Source organism: Streptomyces sp. NPDC002181, from assembly GCF_042890485.1.
Classification (GTDB): Bacteria; Actinomycetota; Actinomycetes; order Streptomycetales; family Streptomycetaceae; genus Streptomyces.
This window is the reverse complement of the sequence record NZ_JBIASC010000014.1, coordinates 139,024-156,382: the sequence shown is the minus strand read 5'-3', so window position 1 is coordinate 156,382 and position 17,359 is coordinate 139,024. Positions and strand designations below refer to the sequence as shown.

General features: G+C 72.1%; 17 protein-coding genes. 6 read left to right on the top strand and 11 right to left on the bottom strand.

All coding sequences use genetic code 11. The features are described 5' to 3' along the window. Positions 1-328 precede the first annotated feature (328 nt). Positions 329-697, top strand: coding sequence for a hypothetical protein (locus ACFYXV_RS28920; protein ID WP_389384440.1), 369 nt, complete (start codon positions 329-331; stop codon positions 695-697). A gap of 157 nt (positions 698-854) precedes the next feature. Further along, complete coding sequence (locus tag ACFYXV_RS28915) at positions 855-1,538, top strand: hypothetical protein (protein WP_389384439.1); 684 nt, start codon at positions 855-857, stop codon at positions 1,536-1,538. A gap of 59 nt (positions 1,539-1,597) precedes the next feature. Here ACFYXV_RS28915 and ACFYXV_RS28910 read toward each other — a convergent pair whose 3' ends face one another. From ACFYXV_RS28910 to ACFYXV_RS28900, 3 genes are all read right to left on the bottom strand, one after another. Further along, positions 1,598-2,812, bottom strand: a complete 1,215-nt coding sequence (locus tag ACFYXV_RS28910) for a lanthionine synthetase LanC family protein (protein ID WP_389384438.1) — start codon at positions 2,810-2,812, stop codon at positions 1,598-1,600. Positions 2,813-2,816: 4 nt separating this feature from the next. Beyond that, entirely contained in the window at positions 2,817-5,777 is a 2,961-nt protein-coding gene (locus tag ACFYXV_RS28905; RefSeq protein ID WP_389384437.1) for a lantibiotic dehydratase, read from the bottom strand. 88 nt (positions 5,778-5,865) lie between these two features. Then, the gene (locus tag ACFYXV_RS28900; protein WP_385461688.1) at positions 5,866-6,039 is read right to left on the bottom strand and encodes a hypothetical protein; all 174 of its coding nucleotides are present in this window, start codon (positions 6,037-6,039) and stop codon (positions 5,866-5,868) included. A 496-nt stretch (positions 6,040-6,535) separates the two neighbouring features. On the opposite strand from ACFYXV_RS28900, the gene ACFYXV_RS28895 reads away from it, so the two are divergent. Further along, positions 6,536-6,802, top strand: a complete 267-nt coding sequence (locus ACFYXV_RS28895; RefSeq protein WP_385835787.1) for a hypothetical protein — start codon at positions 6,536-6,538, stop codon at positions 6,800-6,802. An 885-nt stretch (positions 6,803-7,687) separates the two neighbouring features. On the opposite strand, the gene ACFYXV_RS28890 is transcribed toward ACFYXV_RS28895, so the two are convergent. From ACFYXV_RS28890 to ACFYXV_RS28880, 3 genes are read right to left on the bottom strand one after another with little or no spacing between them, the layout of a single operon-like run. Then, the gene (locus ACFYXV_RS28890; RefSeq protein ID WP_389384436.1) at positions 7,688-8,719 is read right to left on the bottom strand and encodes an iron-containing redox enzyme family protein; all 1,032 of its coding nucleotides are present in this window, start codon (positions 8,717-8,719) and stop codon (positions 7,688-7,690) included. Beyond that, entirely contained in the window at positions 8,716-8,976 is a 261-nt protein-coding gene (locus ACFYXV_RS28885; protein WP_389384435.1) for a CDGSH iron-sulfur domain-containing protein, read from the bottom strand. The genes ACFYXV_RS28890 and ACFYXV_RS28885 overlap by 4 nt, the downstream gene beginning before the upstream one ends. Then, on the bottom strand, positions 8,960-9,625 hold the full coding sequence (locus ACFYXV_RS28880; protein WP_389384519.1) for a HemK2/MTQ2 family protein methyltransferase: 666 nt from the start codon (positions 9,623-9,625) through the stop codon (positions 8,960-8,962). The genes ACFYXV_RS28885 and ACFYXV_RS28880 overlap by 17 nt, the downstream gene beginning before the upstream one ends. Before the next feature lie 294 nt (positions 9,626-9,919). On the opposite strand from ACFYXV_RS28880, the gene ACFYXV_RS28875 reads away from it, so the two are divergent. Next, on the top strand, positions 9,920-10,648 hold the full coding sequence (locus ACFYXV_RS28875) for a VOC family protein (protein ID WP_389384434.1): 729 nt from the start codon (positions 9,920-9,922) through the stop codon (positions 10,646-10,648). A 526-nt stretch (positions 10,649-11,174) separates the two neighbouring features. Beyond that, a complete protein-coding gene (locus ACFYXV_RS28870; RefSeq protein ID WP_389384433.1) occupies positions 11,175-11,477 on the top strand; it encodes a Scr1 family TA system antitoxin-like transcriptional regulator in 303 nt (100 codons plus the stop codon). 361 nt (positions 11,478-11,838) lie between these two features. On the opposite strand, the gene ACFYXV_RS28865 is transcribed toward ACFYXV_RS28870, so the two are convergent. Beyond that, positions 11,839-12,042: a cold-shock protein gene (locus ACFYXV_RS28865; protein ID WP_109381995.1), complete on the bottom strand. Its 204-nt coding sequence runs from the start codon at positions 12,040-12,042 to the stop codon at positions 11,839-11,841. Positions 12,043-12,287: 245 nt separating this feature from the next. After that, positions 12,288-12,638, bottom strand: coding sequence for a MerR family transcriptional regulator (locus ACFYXV_RS28860; protein WP_389384432.1), 351 nt, complete (start codon positions 12,636-12,638; stop codon positions 12,288-12,290). Between the two features lie 1,243 nt (positions 12,639-13,881). On the opposite strand from ACFYXV_RS28860, the gene ACFYXV_RS28855 reads away from it, so the two are divergent. After that, positions 13,882-14,478 (top strand): HAD family hydrolase, encoded by a 597-nt coding sequence (locus ACFYXV_RS28855; protein ID WP_389384431.1) that lies wholly within the window; start codon positions 13,882-13,884, stop codon positions 14,476-14,478. Between the two features lie 286 nt (positions 14,479-14,764). Here the strand turns inward: ACFYXV_RS28855 and ACFYXV_RS28850 are convergent, their stop codons facing one another. The 3 genes from ACFYXV_RS28850 to ACFYXV_RS28840 are packed head-to-tail and all read right to left on the bottom strand — an operon-like array spanning position 14,765 to position 17,124. Next, entirely contained in the window at positions 14,765-15,079 is a 315-nt protein-coding gene (locus ACFYXV_RS28850; protein WP_389384430.1) for an SCO5918 family protein, read from the bottom strand. Between the two features lie 49 nt (positions 15,080-15,128). Continuing rightward, positions 15,129-15,545: a CBS domain-containing protein gene (locus ACFYXV_RS28845; protein WP_389384429.1), complete on the bottom strand. Its 417-nt coding sequence runs from the start codon at positions 15,543-15,545 to the stop codon at positions 15,129-15,131. Between the two features lie 46 nt (positions 15,546-15,591). Continuing rightward, positions 15,592-17,124, bottom strand: a complete 1,533-nt coding sequence (locus ACFYXV_RS28840) for a DEAD/DEAH box helicase (RefSeq protein WP_389384428.1) — start codon at positions 17,122-17,124, stop codon at positions 15,592-15,594. Positions 17,125-17,359: the final 235 nt, after the last annotated feature.

Below are 17,359 nucleotides of genomic sequence, written 5' to 3'. Positions count from 1 at the left end.
CACCGGAGCCACCGGCCCCACAGGAGCGACGGGTGCGACCGGCGCCGACGGTGCCACCGGAGCCACCGGCCCCACAGGAGCGACGGGTGCGACCGGCGCCGACGGTGCCACCGGAGCCACCGGCCCCACAGGAGCGACGGGTGCGACCGGGGCTGACGGTGCCACGGGAGCTGACGGTGCCACGGGAGCCACCGGCCCGACCGGAGCCACCGGCGCCGACGGTGCCACCGGCCCGACCGGCGCAACAGGGATGACCGGAGCCACCGGTGCTACCGGTGCTACCGGTGCTACCGGTGCTACCGGCCCAGGCGCAGGGCCCGTACTCGACGTGTCCACGGTGATCGCGCGGGACCGCGTGTACACCGCCAAGGTCGACGCCGACGGCAGGGCCTGGATCCAGTCGGAGCGCTTCCACCGCACCCCGCCCACCTGGGTCTCCCTCTCCCACGTCCGTGACTACCCGGCGGTTCCGATCGCCAGCATCTCCCTCGCCACGGCCAAGGACCGGCTCCGCATCACCCTCCTCACCACCGACGACCACGCCTACGCGGCAACCTGCCCGCTCAACCACGGCCCCCTCACCGCCACCTTCCTGCACCAGGAGTGCACCCCGTTCACCGCGACCCCGCACGGCAGCGTCAGGAGCACGCAGGATGCGGACCCGGAGGGCGGACCGGGCGTCTCCGAAGCGGAGTAGCGGCAGCCGGAGCCGCGGCCTGTCCGGGTACCCCGGGCTTCCGTGTCGTGGATCCGGTCGGATGAATCATCCGGCGTCGTATCAAGCCACGAGCCGTCCCGGCTGATGGCGTAAATGAGCGAAAGTCCTCAACGAAATTCGATAGAGAGGCGGAGTCATGGCTGATGCGGCGAACCGCAAGCCGTCGTTCGGACCGCGTACCGGAAGGAGGAGGCGGATCCTGGGCTGCGCTCTGGCCTCGCTGGTCGTGACCCTGCCCGTCATGAGCGGGACCACGGCCGGCGCCGCCCCGCAGGGGTCCGTGGTCGCCGGCCACCACATGGATCCGAACCCCGGCAAACCGGCCAAGCCCGGCCACCCCGGTCATCCCACCGACCCGGGCGGCCCCATCGGTGAGACGGCGGACGTAGGCGTGAGCGTCTACGGCACCGAGATCCAGGCCGTCCCCAACGCCGTCGCCACCCAGGTGGCCTTCTCCGGCGCCGTGTTCGACACCGACGGCATGTTCAACGCCGGGGCGTCGACCCTCACGGTCAACACCGCGGGCCGCTACCTCGTCCAGGGCCGCGTCGTCTGGGCATTCGGCTCCGCGCCGGCCTCGGCGTTCCGCTCCCTGCGCATCATTGTCAACGGCGGGATCTACGCCGAGGACGACCAGCCCATCGGGTCGTACCCGAACCCCTCGCAGGCGGTGTCGTCCGTCCTCCAGCTCAACGAGGGCGACACGATCTCCCTGAGCGCCTTCCAGACGACCGGGACCACCGTCACCATGGAACCCAACTTCGACCCGGTCTCCGGCCAGCGCCTGGCTCCGCAGCTGCAGGCCGAACTCCTTTCCTAGGAACGGGCCCCGCCCGCCCGCCCGCCCGCTGCCCGACTGCCCGTCAGGCCGTCAAGCCGTCAAGCCGTCAGCAGCGGGCAGTCCCAAGGGGGCCGCGCGGCGCGGCCCGGCAGGTCCGCGTACTGGGCCAGGGCCAGGGCCGCTCCGCACGCACCTGTCAGGAAGCCGGCCTCCCCGCCACCCGCACCGTCCGTCCGCTCCCGCGTGAGCAGACGGACGGTGTGCGCGGCGGCAGCGTCGGCCAGCACCGTGCAGCGGATGCGCAGCGCGGCCTGGAGCACCCCCGCAGTGCCGTGGCAGAGACCGGGCCCCCGGGTGTCCCAGGACCCCGGGTCCCGGTCCGCGAGGGCCTGCAGAGAGGTGCGTCCCGCGTCCGCGTACCGTTCCCGGCCGACGGCGGCCGCGGCGAGGTCCAGGGCGCGGGCGATGCCCGGAGCCCCGTAACACCAGGCGTCACGGCGCCCGTTCGGCGGCGCGCCCGGTGCCCAGGGCGGCCAGGACGCGCCCGCGCGGTGGTCCAGCAGCCAGTCGGCGGCGGACTCGATCGCGTCCCGCTGGCCCGGTACGGACACACCGGCCGACTCGGCGAGGGAGAGCAGGGCCAGCGGACCGGCGATGCCGTGGGCCATCCCGGTGTCGGCCCGGGAGCCACCCGAGCCCGAGCCCGAGCCTCGACCGTCGCCGGAGTCCCGAGCCGCGGTCGACCAGCCCGGCAGGCCGGGGGTCCCGCCGAGGACCATCCCGGTCAGCAGTGTCAGCGCCGCCTTCAACCCCGGAGCCGCTTCGACCGGCGCCCGGCCGTCCTCCGACGCGGCGAGCAGCAGCCGTCCGATGCCGCTGAGGCCGCGCACGACGTCGTACACCGGCGGCCGGAACGGGGGCCATCCCCCCGCCGCGATCGCCTCGGCACGGTCGGACAGCCATCGGGTGCCCTCGCGTACCGCCTCTGCGGGAACGGTGCCTCGGGGCAGGTGGCCGGCCCCGACGATCAGCGACGCGGCGAGGGCGCCGCGCCCCAGGAACACGCCGTCCGGGGCGGCCGGACCGCGGTCCCGCAGCGCCGCGGCCGCCGACTCCCAGTGCGCCAGCGCGCGTGGGACGCCGACCGGGTCGACCGAGCTGAGGCGGGCGTGGAGCAGGGCCGTGCCCGCCAGCCCGTCGCCGAGGCTGTGGACGTGCGCGGCGGGCAGGCCCCGCGCGACCTCGGCCGGATCGGCGAGCGCGGCCGCGACGTCCAGGGCGGCCGTGGCGGCGGTTTCACGTGCGCTGGTCACGAGATCACGGCCGGTGCAGGGCGTCCGAGGCGAGGGACCGTACGAGGCGCTCCGTCGCAGGGTCCGGGCCGAGCAGCCGGTTGACGTGCATGTGGACGACGTCGGAGGCACAGAGTTCCGCGATACCGGGCGAGACGGGCGCTGCCGTCGCCGCTGCGGGGGCGGCGGCGAGCGCGGCCCCGTAGGCCGTCAGCGCCGTGTCCCGGGCGACCCAGGCCGTACGGAGGGCCGAACCCGCGGCCGCCGGCTCGGGCGGCAGCGCGCGGAAGGCACCCCGCAGCGCCTCGCGACGGCGGCGTTCCTCGCGGCCGAGCCCGGCCGCCGCGACGGCGCGCGGGGAACCGCCGGCCAGCAGCCTGGCCACGGACACGGCGCCCGCCGCGCAGAGCAGGATCCGCTGGGCCTCCGCCCCGCCCCCGGCGGAGCGGGGATCGAGGGCCGCCAGGGCCAGGGCGCTGTCGGCGGCGAACACCGCTTCGGCGGCGGCCAGGCAGGCGAGTCCGCCGTACCGCTCGACCTCCGGCACGTAGGGCTCCCAACGGGCCGCCCCGGCCAGTCCGAGGTCGTGCAGCTCACGCGCCCAGCCTTCCGCCGCCGGCCGCAGCAGCGCCTCCAGGACTTCGGGGCGGCCGCCGAGGCGGAGCCGGAGGTGCGGGCCGAAGCCGGGGGTCGCGTAGCGGATCCAGAAGCACCGGGCGGCGTCCTGTGGCGGGAGTCCGGCCAGGGTGTCGGCGAGCCGGCGGAGCGCGGCGTCCTGCCGCGGGCCGGGCACCTGGACGTGCAGCGACAGCCATCCGGACGGCTCCCGGCCGTCGCGGGACCGGGGCAGCGAACGGGACCGGGGGGCGCAGCGCGGGTCGAGGCGTACGGGGCCGTGCCCGGTCGCGGCGCGGCGCAGCGGGACCACCACTTCGAGCAGGTGGGCGCCGTCGGGGCCCCGTACGACGGCCGGCTGGGCGGCGGCGCCGAGCGGTTCGAGGACCGCCCGTACCCCGTGCCGGGTCCGGGTGCGCAGGATCTCCCGGTCACGGGGGTCGTCGAGGTCCAGCGGCAGCAGCCGGTCGGCCTCCTCCACCATCACGTGCTGCGGCGGGGACGGCCGGGTGTCCGTGCGCCAGGCGTCGAGCCGGGCGGTGAACTCCGCGGGCCGGTCGGCCGCTTCGGTGAGCGTCGCGGGGAGCGTCCAGCGGGCCGGGGCGAGGATCACGTCCCGGTGGCGGACGCGCGGGGTGGTGGGCAGCTCGGCGTACGGTCCCCACGACCAGGTGCGCCAGGGACGGGAGTCGGCGTGTCCGAGCAGCCGCAGCAACCGGACCGGAGCGGGCAGGAGTTCGGGGGTCAGCCGGTGCGGTACGAGGGGGACGATCCGGCAACCGTGCCGCGTGGACCAGAGGACGAGCCGCCGCCCGTCGGAGGCCACGTACAGGTCGGCGGGGGTGAGGTCACCGGGCCGCGGCGGGACGCCGACGGCGATGTGCGGCCCGGGGCCGGCGGCGGGCGGTGCGAGCGCTGCCGCCGAGGCGGTCAGCGCCCGGCACGCGACGTGGGCGACGAGCACACCCGGGCCGTCCTCGGCAGCCTGGTGGTCCTCCCGGTCCGAAGCGTCGTCGATCAAGCCGAGCGCTGCGAACCGGGCCGCGCCGGAGCCGGCCTGCTGGGATCCCGAGCCCGGACAGACGGCGAGCCGCAGCGGCCCGGTGCCGTCGCGGACGACCCGGACGTGGATCTCCGCCGAGCGCGGCGGGGGTTCGCCGCAGTGCGGGGCGAGCCGTTCCACGAGTTCCTCGGTGAGCACCACCTCGTTGTCCGGGCCGTGGTGCGCGGCGAGTTCGGCGAGGACCGCCAGGCGGGCGGGCGCGGTGTCCTCCTCGGCGCCCAGTCCGTCGCCGGGGCCGGGCGGGCCCAGACCGGCGGCGGTGTCCAGCACCTCCGTCAGCGGGACCATGCGGTGGATGCCGTACGCCGCGACGAACCGCCGGTGGTAGTCGGCCAGCGGGGGCTTCGTGGGCGCCGTCCGCCACAGCACACCGGCGGCCTCCGCGGCCTGTTCGGCCAGCCGGCGCGGCAGGACGACCGCGGCGTCGGCACGGGTGTCGGCCACCAGGGGCCGGCCGGTCGGCTCCGGATCCCGCATCAGCAGCCGGGCCCGGCGCAGCAGTTCGATGCGCGGTGCCGCTCCGGGCGGGTGGGCGTCGGCCCGTGCGAGCAGCTCCCGCAGCCGCGACAGGACGGACCATCCGTCCCCGGGCCGTGTGTACGAGGTGAGCCGGGCCAGCGTCAGCGCCGGCAGGTCACCGGGGGTGAGGTCGGTCAGGAGCAGACCTGACCGGATCATCTGGAGCAGCAGGCGACGGACGGCCCGTTCGTCGTGGCCGGCGTGGAGCCCGAGCAGCAGGCCGAGGACCTCGGCGGCCGGCCTGCCCTCCGCGCAGGCGTCGAGCAGCATCCGGGAGACCTGGGTGTCGCGGACGCTGTGCACGCCGGCGACACCGTTTCCCGCAGCGGCGTACTCGACTTCGAACCTGCCGTCGACGGTGCGGACGGTGTTGTCGGTGGTGAGCGTGGTGCGGTCGAGGACGTCCGGGTCGTCGAGCATCCGGTCGGCGACCGCCGCGAGCCAGGACCCGCTCGGTGCCGTGACGGCCCGGTGGGCCGTGCCCAGGACCAGCCGCTCGGTGTCGGCTCCGTCGGGCCCCGGCTCCGCGAACCTGACGGGGGCGACCCCGCTGAAGACGCCGCTGGGGGTCGGGCGGGTGCGCGAGCGGATCTCGTAGGAACGCAGCGATCGTTCGAGGCTGCCGCCCTCGTCGTGCACGACCCCGGCCGTCGCCGCGTCCAGGCCCGGGGCAGCGAGGAGGACCGCTTCCTCCAGCACTCCCGCCCCGTCCCCTGGACCCGCCGCGAGGGGCCTCAACGGGATGCGGGCCAGCGCTCCGGGCCCCGGTTCGAAAACTCGTCGACGCATGCGTGCTGTCCCTGCCGTGTCCCTGTCCCCGTTCCTGCCCCCGTTCCTCCGGAGGTCCGGGGCGATCCGGCCCTCCGGAGGTCGAGCCCTACCGGCCGTCCGGCTGCCGGCGGGCAGGGCCCGGGTCGGCACAGCCGGTGGTCACCCAGTCGGGCAGGGACACGTCACGGGTCGCGAAGGCCGCCGAATCGGCCGTACGCGGGCCCGCCGTCTCGGCACGGGGGTCGAGCCGGAAGGCGTCGGCCAGGTCGTATGCGCTCATCGGATCTCCTCTCGGCCCGCCCGGCGGGCAGGTCTCTCGGTGTACGTCGCCCACGCTAAGCACGGGCGGCGGCAGGCCGTGTCCTCCGTTCGTACGGTGCCCGGGAGGAGGCTCGTCGCCCAGACCCGGATGGTGTGCCCCTCTGTCGACTGCACGGCCCGGTGCTCGGAGCGTTCCGCGGCGGCGGAACGACCGGGCCGCCCATTTCTGGACCGCTCCCGAGACGGCGCTGCCCGCCCGGCTGGACGACGGGTGTTCCACGCGCAGGGCTTGGCCGACTCGCAGACGGCGTCTCCATCCGGCCTGTTCCTGTCCCAGGCGTCGCGCCGTGCTCGAACGCCGGTCCGGCAGCGAGCGGAACGGCGTGGGGTTGTGGCCGCCGATCCCGACATGGGCCCCCACCCATCCGGATCACCTGCCTGGCAGTGATCAGCCGGAGCGGTGACATTGGTCGCACAGGACGGGCAGTCAACCCCAGCAACAGGAGGTCTGTGCAATGACGATGCCGAGGACGAGGACGTGGGCGTTCGGTGCCGCATCAGTGCTCACTACGATGCTCCTCGCCGCTCCGTCGGCGCAAGCAGCGGCGGTCACCAACGGCTGCACCGTGAGCGGGCAGCGGGTTACCTGCGTCAACTACGGTGGCATCAATCAGCAGAGCGACCTGCCACGTTGGACCGCCTACCAGTACAACGTGAACGGCATCAAGTTCAATCGATGCAGTGCCCGCTACCCGTGGCGGATCACCTGCATCAACTACTAGGGACTCTCAGCGCCGAGAGTGTGTCTGAAAGATCGTGTAAGTCCGTGATACGGAAGCCTGGCCCTGGGCCCGGCCTCGAAGTTATGGCCGAGGCGGACGAGCGTGCGCAGGCGGGAACGAGTGCATGCACGGGTGGCCGGTGTCGCTGCCGTTGGCGAATCGCCGCAGGACCTCCCGGCGCTCGGTGACGAGGTGGTCCCCGTACGGCAGCGGGGCGGGTTCCTTCACCCGGGTGGGCTCTCCCGCGAAAGGCCGGACGAATGCCGAATGGCTGGGCGGGCCGGACCGTGGCGGAGCGCACCGCCACGGCCGGCGCCGGGCCGCGTCGGCGCATGGTGGCGCCCACCGCCGTAGCTCTTGACCGGCTTGCCGTGTGGGTTTCCGGCCTCTTCCTTCGACACCGTGCCACCGGGTCCCTTGGGTGGGGCGTACGTCTCCGGGTGTAAGGAGGCGCGCACGGTTCCGGCTTGTCGTGCAGCTGGTCATCTCGTCGTCCCACCGTCCACTGATGAGGTCGCGCTCCGAAGCGAGGTTCAGGTCTCCGGTCGCGGCCAGTCCGGGAGCCGCGCGTTCCAGCAGCCGCTCCGCCGACACCAGAGCCGGTACGTGCTCTCCCCGTACGGGGTCGAGCCCCTCGCCGGTCAGTCCGCGACGGGCTGCGTGGGCGTGGGCGGCAAGGAGCCGCCGGAAGGAGACTCCGTTCTGCTCCGGCTCCTCGTCCAGGCCCATCACCGGCTCCCTCTGTTCACGGTGGCCGGCCCCCTCCCGCCTCAGTTTCGACGGCTTCTGGAGCTCGGCGGCGCTGTGGCGGCCCTACGCATCAGCTTGGACGTGGAAGCGGCGCGCCCGGCCTGAGGCCGACGCGCCGCTTCTTGACGCCATCCTCTACCGCTCGGGCAGGGGCGTGCGCATTGCGCTCTGTCCCTGGTCCCAGGCATCGCGGATGTGGCTCGCGAGACGGTCCTCGAGCAGGACGGTCGCCGCGCAGCCGAACGCGATGTCTTCTTCGAGGTCCGGTTCGTCGGCGAGGAGACCGCCGATGACCTCGTGGCGTACGACCTGCTCGTGGACGGCGTCGGCCTCGACGTGCTCGGCGTAGAAGTGTTCGGCCGCCGGCCCGGCCCCGCAGCGGCGCATGGCCTTGGCCAGGCGGCGCGAGCCCGGCGAGGAGGTGACCTCGACGCAGGCGAAGTGGCCGACGAGCGCACCGCGCATGGCCCGGTGCAGCCCGAACAGGGACATCAGGTTCACGGTGGCCAGCAGGGGCGCGGGTGCCTGCTCCAGATAGCGGCCGTACGCCGGATCGAGGCCGAGGTCGGTCATGAGGTCGGCGAAGAGCTTCGCGTGGATGCGGTCGGCGCTGCCGGCGCCGAACTCGTCGTACTCGATGGCGACCATCGCCGCCTTCGCGCGCCCGGTGAGGCGCGGGACGACCCAGAGGTGCGGGTCGGCCTCCTTGAGGTGATAGAGGGAGCGCAGGGCCGCGTACTCGCGCAACTGCCAGAGCTCGCCGCTGGTTTCGAGATGGTGGCTGAGGCTGTCCGAGAGGTCGACGGGTTCGACGAGCAGGGGGCCGAAGGCGTCCTCGACGGACCGGGGCGCGTCGGACAGCCGGGTGCGCAGGGCGTGCAGGAAGCGGGCTTCCATGGCCTGGCGCAGGCGCAGCAGGTTCGGGTCCCACTCCCGCGCGTCGTCCACCTCCTCGAAACCGCGGTAGTGCAGCTCGTACAGCAGGTAGAGGGCGAGCTGGAGGTCCTCGCCCCACGGGTCGGTCGCGAGTAGGGCTCCAGGAGCGCAGACCGGCGGGGTCCCCGTCCGAAGGGCCCGGACGACGGCGTCGGAGAGTTCTCCGCGCCCCTCGGCGAGACGCGGGCCGGCGACGGTCATGGTGCCGGCCGGGCTGGGAGGAGGGGTCATTCCGGATTCCTGTTCTCGGGCGGTGACGCGGCTCGTTCGCGGCGGCGGTGGCTGGTGTCGCACCACGGGTACGTACGGCTGCGGCGGCAGGTGCACACGGCGACCATGAAGCGGTCGGAGCGGGCGACCGTCCCGTCTTCCAGGACGACCTCGACCGGCCCCTCCACCAGGACGGGGCCCTGGTGCTCCACGGCCACCCGCCGGCAGCCCGCCATGACGGGGACCGGGCACGGGGTGGTGTCAGGGTCTCTGGGCACGGATGACCACCAGCTCTTCCCATTGTTCGGCTTGCGCTGCCAGTCCCTGCTGTTCCAGCCAGCCTCGTCGCGACCGCAGGACGGGACCCCACGGCACGGAGGCCGTCGCAGTGATCGTGGCGGCCAGCCCTGCCCTCGCCAGCCGGTCGAGGGTTTCGTCGGCACCGCACATCCCCGAGTGCACCATGAGCAGGATTCCGGCGGGCCGCAGCAGGGCGGGGGCGTCCGCGCAGATCCGGTCTATGACCGCGCGCCCGTCGCGGCCGGCGTCCCAGGCCCGTTCCGGCCCGTGTGAGGGCGGTCGGCCGTCCGGGGCCGGGACGTACGGAGGGTTCGAAAAGACGACGTCGAAGCGCCGTCCCGTGGTACGTGCCGCGAAATCGCCGTGCAGTACGCGCAACGGCAGACGGTGAGCCCAGGCGTTCAGCCGTGCCGTGGCCACCGCCCGCCAGGACACGTCGACAGCCGTGACCCGGGCCTCCCTGGCCGCGGCGTGCAGGGCCAGCGCGCCGGTACCCGTACCGATCTCCAGGACCTCGGTACGGGGCCCCAGGTCCTCGTGGGCGAGCTCCGCCGCGAGGAGCCTGGTGTCCGCCTGCGGCTGGTAAACGCCGGGCAGGGCGACCAGGCCCCCGGGCAGCGTGGCCATGGACAGCGTAGTGCTGGGCACCCGTACCTCCGATTTCACAGCGTCGCCGAGCCGGTCACAGCGACCGCTGAGGAACTGCGCCTGCCCGGAACCGGGCGCCCCACCCGATGGCCACCGATCTTCGGACGATCAGACCAAAAGGCGCTCCCTGGAGGGAGCGCGGGTCACCGCCTTCACCCACCGGCCGGGCTAGGGTGGAAACGTCTTCAGACAAGGCGAGCATCAGATGAGGCGGCCGTACCTGTGCCCACGTCAAGCCATGAAGCCATCGGCGCCCCCTGTTGGGTCAGTCTGATGACCGGTGATCTCGATTCCGCACAGCGGTTCTACGGTGCCGTGCTGGGCTGGACGTTCCGACGGACCCGGATCGGCGAGCGGCTCTCCTTCGCTTTCCGCGACGGCGCTCCCGTCGCAGGTTTGGGGGCTTTCGCCGAGACTCTTTCGCTGCCCGCCGCCTGGACGCCGTATTTCGCGGTGGACGACGCCGACGTGACCGCGGCGCGTATCCGCGAGCGCGGCGCCACCGTCGCGGTCGGACCGCTGTCCTTCGGTACGGGCCGTGCCGTGCTGGCCGCCGACCCCGACGGGGCGGTCTTCGGGCTCTGGCAGGGGGAGATCCTCAAGGATTGGGGGGTGGGCCGCGGCACCGCTCCCGCCTGGCTGGAACTCCGTACGCGTGACGCCTTCGCCGCAGCCATCTTCTACGGGGAGGTCCTGGAGTGGGCCGGCGATTCGCCCGAATCCTGCGTGGTGGCCTATGAACACGACCACGTCGTCCTGCGCCACGGCAAGGACACCGTGGCACGGATCAGCAGCGGAGCGGCGGACGCGGATCCCGACCCACAGGTCCGTCCGCGGTGGCACGTCCACTTTCGGGTGCCCGACCTGGAGGCCGCTGTCGAAGCGGCCATCACGGCGGGAGGAGGGGTCGTCTCCCCTGTGGAGACCTCGGGCGCCGGCCGGTGGGTCACTCTCCGCGACCCGGAGGGCGCCCTGTTCACGGTGCTGGCTCCACAGGGGTGACACCGCCCTGTACGGGGGCCAAACGCAGGAGGCCCTGATCTTCGGGGACCCGATCCCGCGGGCAACGAGTGTCGCCAGGTATGCGGGGCGAACGATCCGAGCGTTGAGCGCAATCCGCGGGGCAGGCGCCCATCGGAGGCGGTCGATCTCCACGATCTCGCCGACACCCTCGAAGCGAACGATCCCGGCTGGTACCACCTGCGCCAATGGCGCCGCGACCGGCGCAGACGGTCCGCCGAGTGCGAGCGCATCCGCCACACCATCGCGGGCGAGATCGAAAACGGCCTCATGAACTCGCGCCGGGCCATCGCGGGCTCCGGCGAAGCCCTCCCCCGCGCCCCGGGCAACGACCACCGTTGCCGAACGCAGCATGGACCACTGCGCTCCATGACCCGGACTCTGGATACGCCCTCGACAGCGGGGACCTCGGGAATCTCCGCGCCGATTTCCGACCCCACATCAGCGCTGTCCTGCGCGCCGTGGCCACCGCGATGGAAGAGATCGGCCGGGCGTGCCCCACCGATTCGTGCCTCCTCGACGCGAAGAGCCGTACATCATCGTGCAGGTCCTCCCCTACACCGCAGGAGCCCATCCGGGCATCTCGGGACAGTTCTCCCTCCTCGACCTTCCGGACACCGCCACGGGGACCGTGTATCTGGAGCGGTTCACCAGCGACCTCTACCAGGAGAAACGATCCGACGTGCGGCGCTACAGCGCCTTGTTCAACCACCTTCAAACCCAGGCCCTGTACCCGGAGGCCACTCGCTGCTTCATCACCGGCGCCGCCCAGGAGCTGCCGGCCGAGGCACCGATGCCCGGCCGACCATGATCGCCGCACCGGGGCGCAGAGCCCTGTCGGACACCGCACGCGGCCGCAGGCATCGGCAGCAACGCCCCACGGCCGCTCGCGACGCTGCATCCCGGCCAGAACGCGCCGAAGGAGTCCGTACACGTGTCCCCCGGCTGGCTTTGCGCCGAGCCGCCCCGCCCACCCGCAGTTGTCCCCGGCAGGGCCCGGCGCGCACCGTGCACCGCTGAAGTGCAGCACGGCTGGCAGTCCCGACATGGATCAGGGCCGCGCAATGGATGCTGCGCGGCCCTGGTGCCGTACGCCTCGAGTCCCGCCGACACTCCGGGCGCCCTCGTCCGGCCGGACTGGGGGTTCCCGTAGGGCGGAGGGGTGGGGAGGGTCAGGCCAAGTTGATGTTCTCGGCCTGGGGACCCTTCTGGCCCTGGGTGACGTCAAACGTCACCATCTGGCCTTCCTGGAGCTCGCGGAAGCCCGAGGAGTTGATCGCAGAGTAGTGGGCGAAGACGTCCGGTCCGCCGCCGTCCTGGGCGATGAAGCCGAAGCCCTTCTCCGCGTTGAACCACTTCACAGTTCCCGTAGCCATGTTCATGCCTTCCAGTCGACGAACTCCTCCCACGGCGCGGGAGGAGGAGGTGATCGCCCTGGTTCCTGGGGCACAGCACAGCAAAACACCCACGCCGAAGGCGTGGGTAAAGGGAACTCCCGAACCACGACAGCTGACTCAGACGGTACACGCCCGCACACCCTGTCACCAGAGAAGACCCGGGCAGCGTGCCCCGCCGCGGATGCCACAGCCCCGCCGGCGGCCTGCGGGCGCGAGGTACGGTCTCAGACCGAGGAGGACGGGTTCGCCGAATCGGCGGCGCGGCGGTACTCGGCGTTGATGCGCTGGGCTTCCTCGAGCTGGTCTTCCAGGACGATGATCCTGCAGGCGGCCTCGATCGGGGTGCCCTGGTCCACGAGCTCGCGTGCGCGGGCGGCGATGCGCAGCTGGTAGCGGGAGTAGCGGCGGTGCCCGCCCGGTGAGCGGAGCGGGGCGATCAGGCGGGCTTCCCCGAGAGCGCGGAGGAAGCCCTGGGTAGTGCCGAGCATCTCGGCGGCCCGGCCCATGGTGTAGGCGGGGAAATCGTCGTCGTCCAGGTGGCCGCCGAGCGGGCTGGCCGGGTTTTCTGCTGTCATCGAACCTCTCTCGTGAAACGCGTGGAGGGGCCCTGGCGCCTATGGCACCAGGGCCCCGAAGGAACTGTTACACCATCTGCCGGCCCTGATACTGCGCCGGGCTACTGTTTTCCGCTGACCCGCCCGAAAGGGGACGGGTGATGCGGGGATCGCGGTTGCTTGACCGGAGACCACCTCGCTATCGATGTCCTGCGGTACCCGGGCTCAGACATCTGCCCGGGCGATCCTGATGGCGCCTCAACTCCTCCGTTCATCCCTCGGATGATCCACTACTTACCGCTGGTACTGCGTACTGCTGGTACTGCTTGCGGCCTGACCAAGCGCCACGCTCCGGCAGCCAGCCCCGTCGCCCGTCCTGCATCCGCTCTGGCTTAGAACCCCACTGCCGAACTTCCCGGTGCGCGCGCCCGCAGCCGACGCCTTCACCGAGGTGCTGCTCACTGACTTCCACTGCTGGTACCGCTCACGGCAGCCCCTGATGACTGCGGGCCACCCGGTCCGGTCATCAGCCCCGTCGCCTCCTGCAAACCCTGGCTTCGGAACTCGACCACCGCACCGTCCGACAACTGCAACTACGGGTACTGCTGCCAGGCAGTTCGTCTCTGCCCGGCCCTGCGGTCTCTCTGGGCTACGAAAGAAACCATAACCACCTCACCACCCAATGTCTACTCTGGCGGTCATAGATTTTCCGGCCCGTCGGTGAGAGGTAGACCTACATGGTCGGCCCAGGATGCGCGGGGCGGCCTGCACAGCAGGTCAGCGGCGGGGCGCTCGCCGCCCAGTGCGCGGGAGGCCGCGGACACAGTGGTCTCGGTCGTGTCCGAGCTCGTCACGAACGCCGCGCCGTGCGCCATTGCCGAGGCACGTGCATCTTGCGACTGACGGGCCACGCGGAGAGCATCCGGGCGGCCGTTCACGACTCCGGCCCGCGCCTGCCTCGCATCCGCACCCCTGACCTGTACGGCGGTACCGGCGGATTCGGCTGGCCCACGGTCAGCCGCCGGCTCGCTCCGGAAGCCATGTGGAGGCAGAAGGCGTCGGAGGCGCTGACCGATTCCGCCCGCCCGGGCGAGTTCTCCGTGATCTCCATAGAGCCTTCGCCAACTTGAAGTTGCCGGTCGAAGGGCAGTTGCGTCTGGCGCTCGGGGTGCTCGTGCTGGTCGGCGGCGGAAGCCCGAAGATCATCCGGCAGTCTCACGTATTATGTTTCGCTTGGGAACAAAATACGGAGGAGTGAGGACTGATGCCGGTACGCGACGAGCTGTCCCCGGACGGTGCGACCTGCCTTCTGTTCGATTGGGACGGCACGCTCGTGGACAGCCAGGCGGCGAACTATCGCGCCATGGCCCAGACCCTTGCCGCAGAAGGGGTCGAGCTGGAGCAGGACTGGTTCGACAGCCGGACGGGCCTGTCCTCCGCCGATATGATCACGTTGCTTGCGGCAGAGCGTCCTTTGCGGCTGACCTCAACCGTTGCCGAACTCGTAGTCAGGCGCGACGAGCTCTTCTTGAGCGTTGCGCACACGGTCCGCCCGCACGCATGTGTCCAAGCGGTTGTGGAACAGGCCGCGGGCCGGATTCCCGTGGCCGTCGCCTCGGGCAGCACCCGAGCGATGATCGACGCCGCACTTCGCCACCAGCCGTTCAGTGAGGCTTTCGACGTCATCGTCACCCGCGATGACGTCGAGCGAGGCAAGCCGGCACCCGACATTTTCCTCACCGCGGCGCAGCGACTCGGAGTCGAGCCGCACGCTTGCCTGGTGTACGAGGACAGTGATGAGGGCATCGCCGCAGCCGAGGCTGCCGGCATGCGCGTCATCGATGTCCGCCCCTACCGCTGACCGAGCGGCGGGTCCCTCGAGGAACGGCTGGCAGGGCAGCTGGCCAGGGTGCGATCGGAGCGGGACGAACTTAATTCTTCACGGCACGATGGGGATCCCGGAGACGGGTGGGATGTACCGCGTCTCGATCGCGGACGTCGGCGCCTGGCCCGTGGGCGACTTCAGCTGCTCCGACCACTGATCCGGCCCCTGTGCAAGAAGCCCCGGGTACGCGAAACGGGCCCGACCGGCGTGTGCCGGTCGGGCCCGTGTCGCTCATCGGGTGGCGGCGTCGCCGGGCCACCCGTCAGGCGGTGAGGGGCGTGCCGAGCATCGCGGAGGCCCGCTGGAGAGGGCTGAGCACGACCGTGGGCGCGGCGGTCCGGGGAAGCCCGCCGCGGCAGGTGAAGCCGAGCTGGGTCATGGCGCGGAGGACTTCGCCGGCGCTGAAGTCGCGGCGGTCCTGGCGGGTGATGACCTGACCGACCTGTTTGACGGGGTAGGTGCGGCGGCCGATGATCACTGACTCGCCGATCACCTGCTCGGGCTTGATGCCCTTCATCGACGCCAGGACACCGCTTTTGGTCAGGTCAAACGGGAAACGGGCGATGACACAGCGCATGGATGCCTCACAGGGGGAAGGGGAAACGGGCCGACCACGGTGCGTTGGTTCAGCGGCTGAGGGCGAGGACGCCCAGGGCGCCGCCTTGTTCGTCCACGACGGGCAGAGCGGTGAGCCTGCGGTATCGCATCGCGTGGTCGGCCTCGGCCATCGTCGTCATGGACGAGGTGAACGGCCCGCGGTCGCCGAGGACATCGCGCAGACGGGCCCGGTCCGTGTACGCCGCGCCGTCGCGGACGGTGGTGAGCTGGGCACGGGTGACCAGCCCGGTGCACAGGCCGTTCTCGTCGCAGACGAGCAGATGGTCCGCGCGGGCGCCGGCCATGACGGCCAGGGCCACCTCGACGGTCATGTCATCGCAAGCCTGAAGGCCGGCCGCTTCCATGGCGTCGTCCACCGTCGGGTGGACGAGGTCGGCATGGGCATTGGCATGCACCGGGCGGGGCTGCATCTGTACCAGCGTCAAAAGGTGCCTCCTGCAGAGGTGGGTCAGTGTCCTGATCACGTGGTTTTCAGGCAGCAGCGTCAAACGCGGTCTGCCGCAGGCTCGCGCGCCGGGCAGCCGACACGGGCCCGCGTCGACCGCGGGAGGTCGTGCTGCGCTTGGGCCGTTCGGACACCGGTGCGGTGATGGTGACCGGGATGCCGGAGGGGGCCTGGGCGCCGGTGATGCGGTTCAGTGCCTCGTCGCCCGAGCGGACCTGGGTGGTCAGCGGGGTGATTCCCGCGGCCGTCATCAAACGGGCCATCCCGCGGCGCTGATTCGGGGTGACGAGGGTGACGACGCTGCCGGACGCGCCGGCGCGGGCGGTGCGGCCGCCGCGGTGGAGGTAGTCCTTGGGGTCGGTCGGCGGGTCGACGTTGACGACGAGGTCCAGGTCGTCGACGTGGATGCCGCGCGCCGCCACGTTGGTGGCGACGAGCACGGTGACATGACCGGTCTTGAACCGGGCGAGGGTGCGGGTGCGCTGCGGCTGGGACTTCCCGCCGTGCAGGGCCGCGGCGCGGACCCCGCTGTCGAGGAGGTCCTGGGTGAGGCGGTCCACGGCGTGCTTGGTGTCCAGGAACATGATCACCCGGCCGTCGCGGGCCGCGATCTCCGTCGTCGTCCGCTGCTTGTCGGCAGCGTGGACGTGCAGGACGTGGTGCTCCATGGTGGTGACCGCGCCCTGTGAGGGGTCGACGGAGTGCACGACCGGGTCGGTCAGGTAGCGGCGGACCAGCAGGTCGACATTGCGGTCCAGGGTGGCGGAGAACAGCATCCGCTGACCCTCGGGACGTACCTGGTCCAGGAGAGCGGTGACCTGCGGCATGAAGCCCATGTCGGCCATCTGGTCCGCCTCGTCGAGGACGGTGATGGCGACCCGGTTCAGGCGGCAGTCACCGCGGTCGATGAGGTCCTTGAGGCGGCCGGGCGTGGCGACGACCACTTCGACTCCGGCGCGCAGCGCACCGGCCTGGCGGTGGATCGGCATGCCGCCGACCACGGTGGCCAGGCGCAGCTTGACCGCCCGGGCGTACGGGGTGAGCGCGGCAGTGACCTGCTGGGCGAGCTCTCGCGTCGGCACGAGAATCAGGGCGAGCGGCTGACCCGGCTCGGCGCTCTGGCCGCGCGTACGGGTCAGCAAGGCGAGGCCGAACGCCAGGGTCTTGCCCGAGCCGGTGCGGCCACGGCCCAGGACGTCACGGCCCGCGAGAGTGTTGGGCAGCGTGGCGGCCTGGATCGGGAACGGGGTGGTCACGCCCTCACGGTTGAGCGTGGCCAGCAGCTCGGCCGGCATGGCGAGGTCTGCGAAGGCCTCGACGGCGGGCAGCGCGGGGGTGGTCGTCTTCGGCGGTGCGAACTCGCCCTGGATCGCGGCGGGCAGGCGGCCGTATCCGCCCGAGCGACTCGGACCTCCAGAGCGGCTCGGACCTCCAGAGCGGCTCTGGGCCGACGAGCCGGAGCGGTTGCCCCGGCCGGAACCGACGCCGGTGCCGAAAGCGGGGCCGCCGGTGCGGCTGCGGGTGCGGGACGAGCGCTCGTTCGTACGGGTGGGGTTCATGCGGAACCTTCCTTGACGGCACCCATCAAGGAATTCCCGCAGCGTAGGAGCAGAGCAGGGAATTGCGAGACCGGGCCGAATTGAATGCGAAGCGCATCTGGCGGACGGGGAATCCGTGGGCTCAGACGCCGAAGTGGGGCGGCGGCACCGCGCGGGTGCGACAACCAAGAAAATATAATCGGGTGCAGCTCCGAGAGGGCCAGTCGGCCGGATCTCTCACAGCTTGAGACCGCGG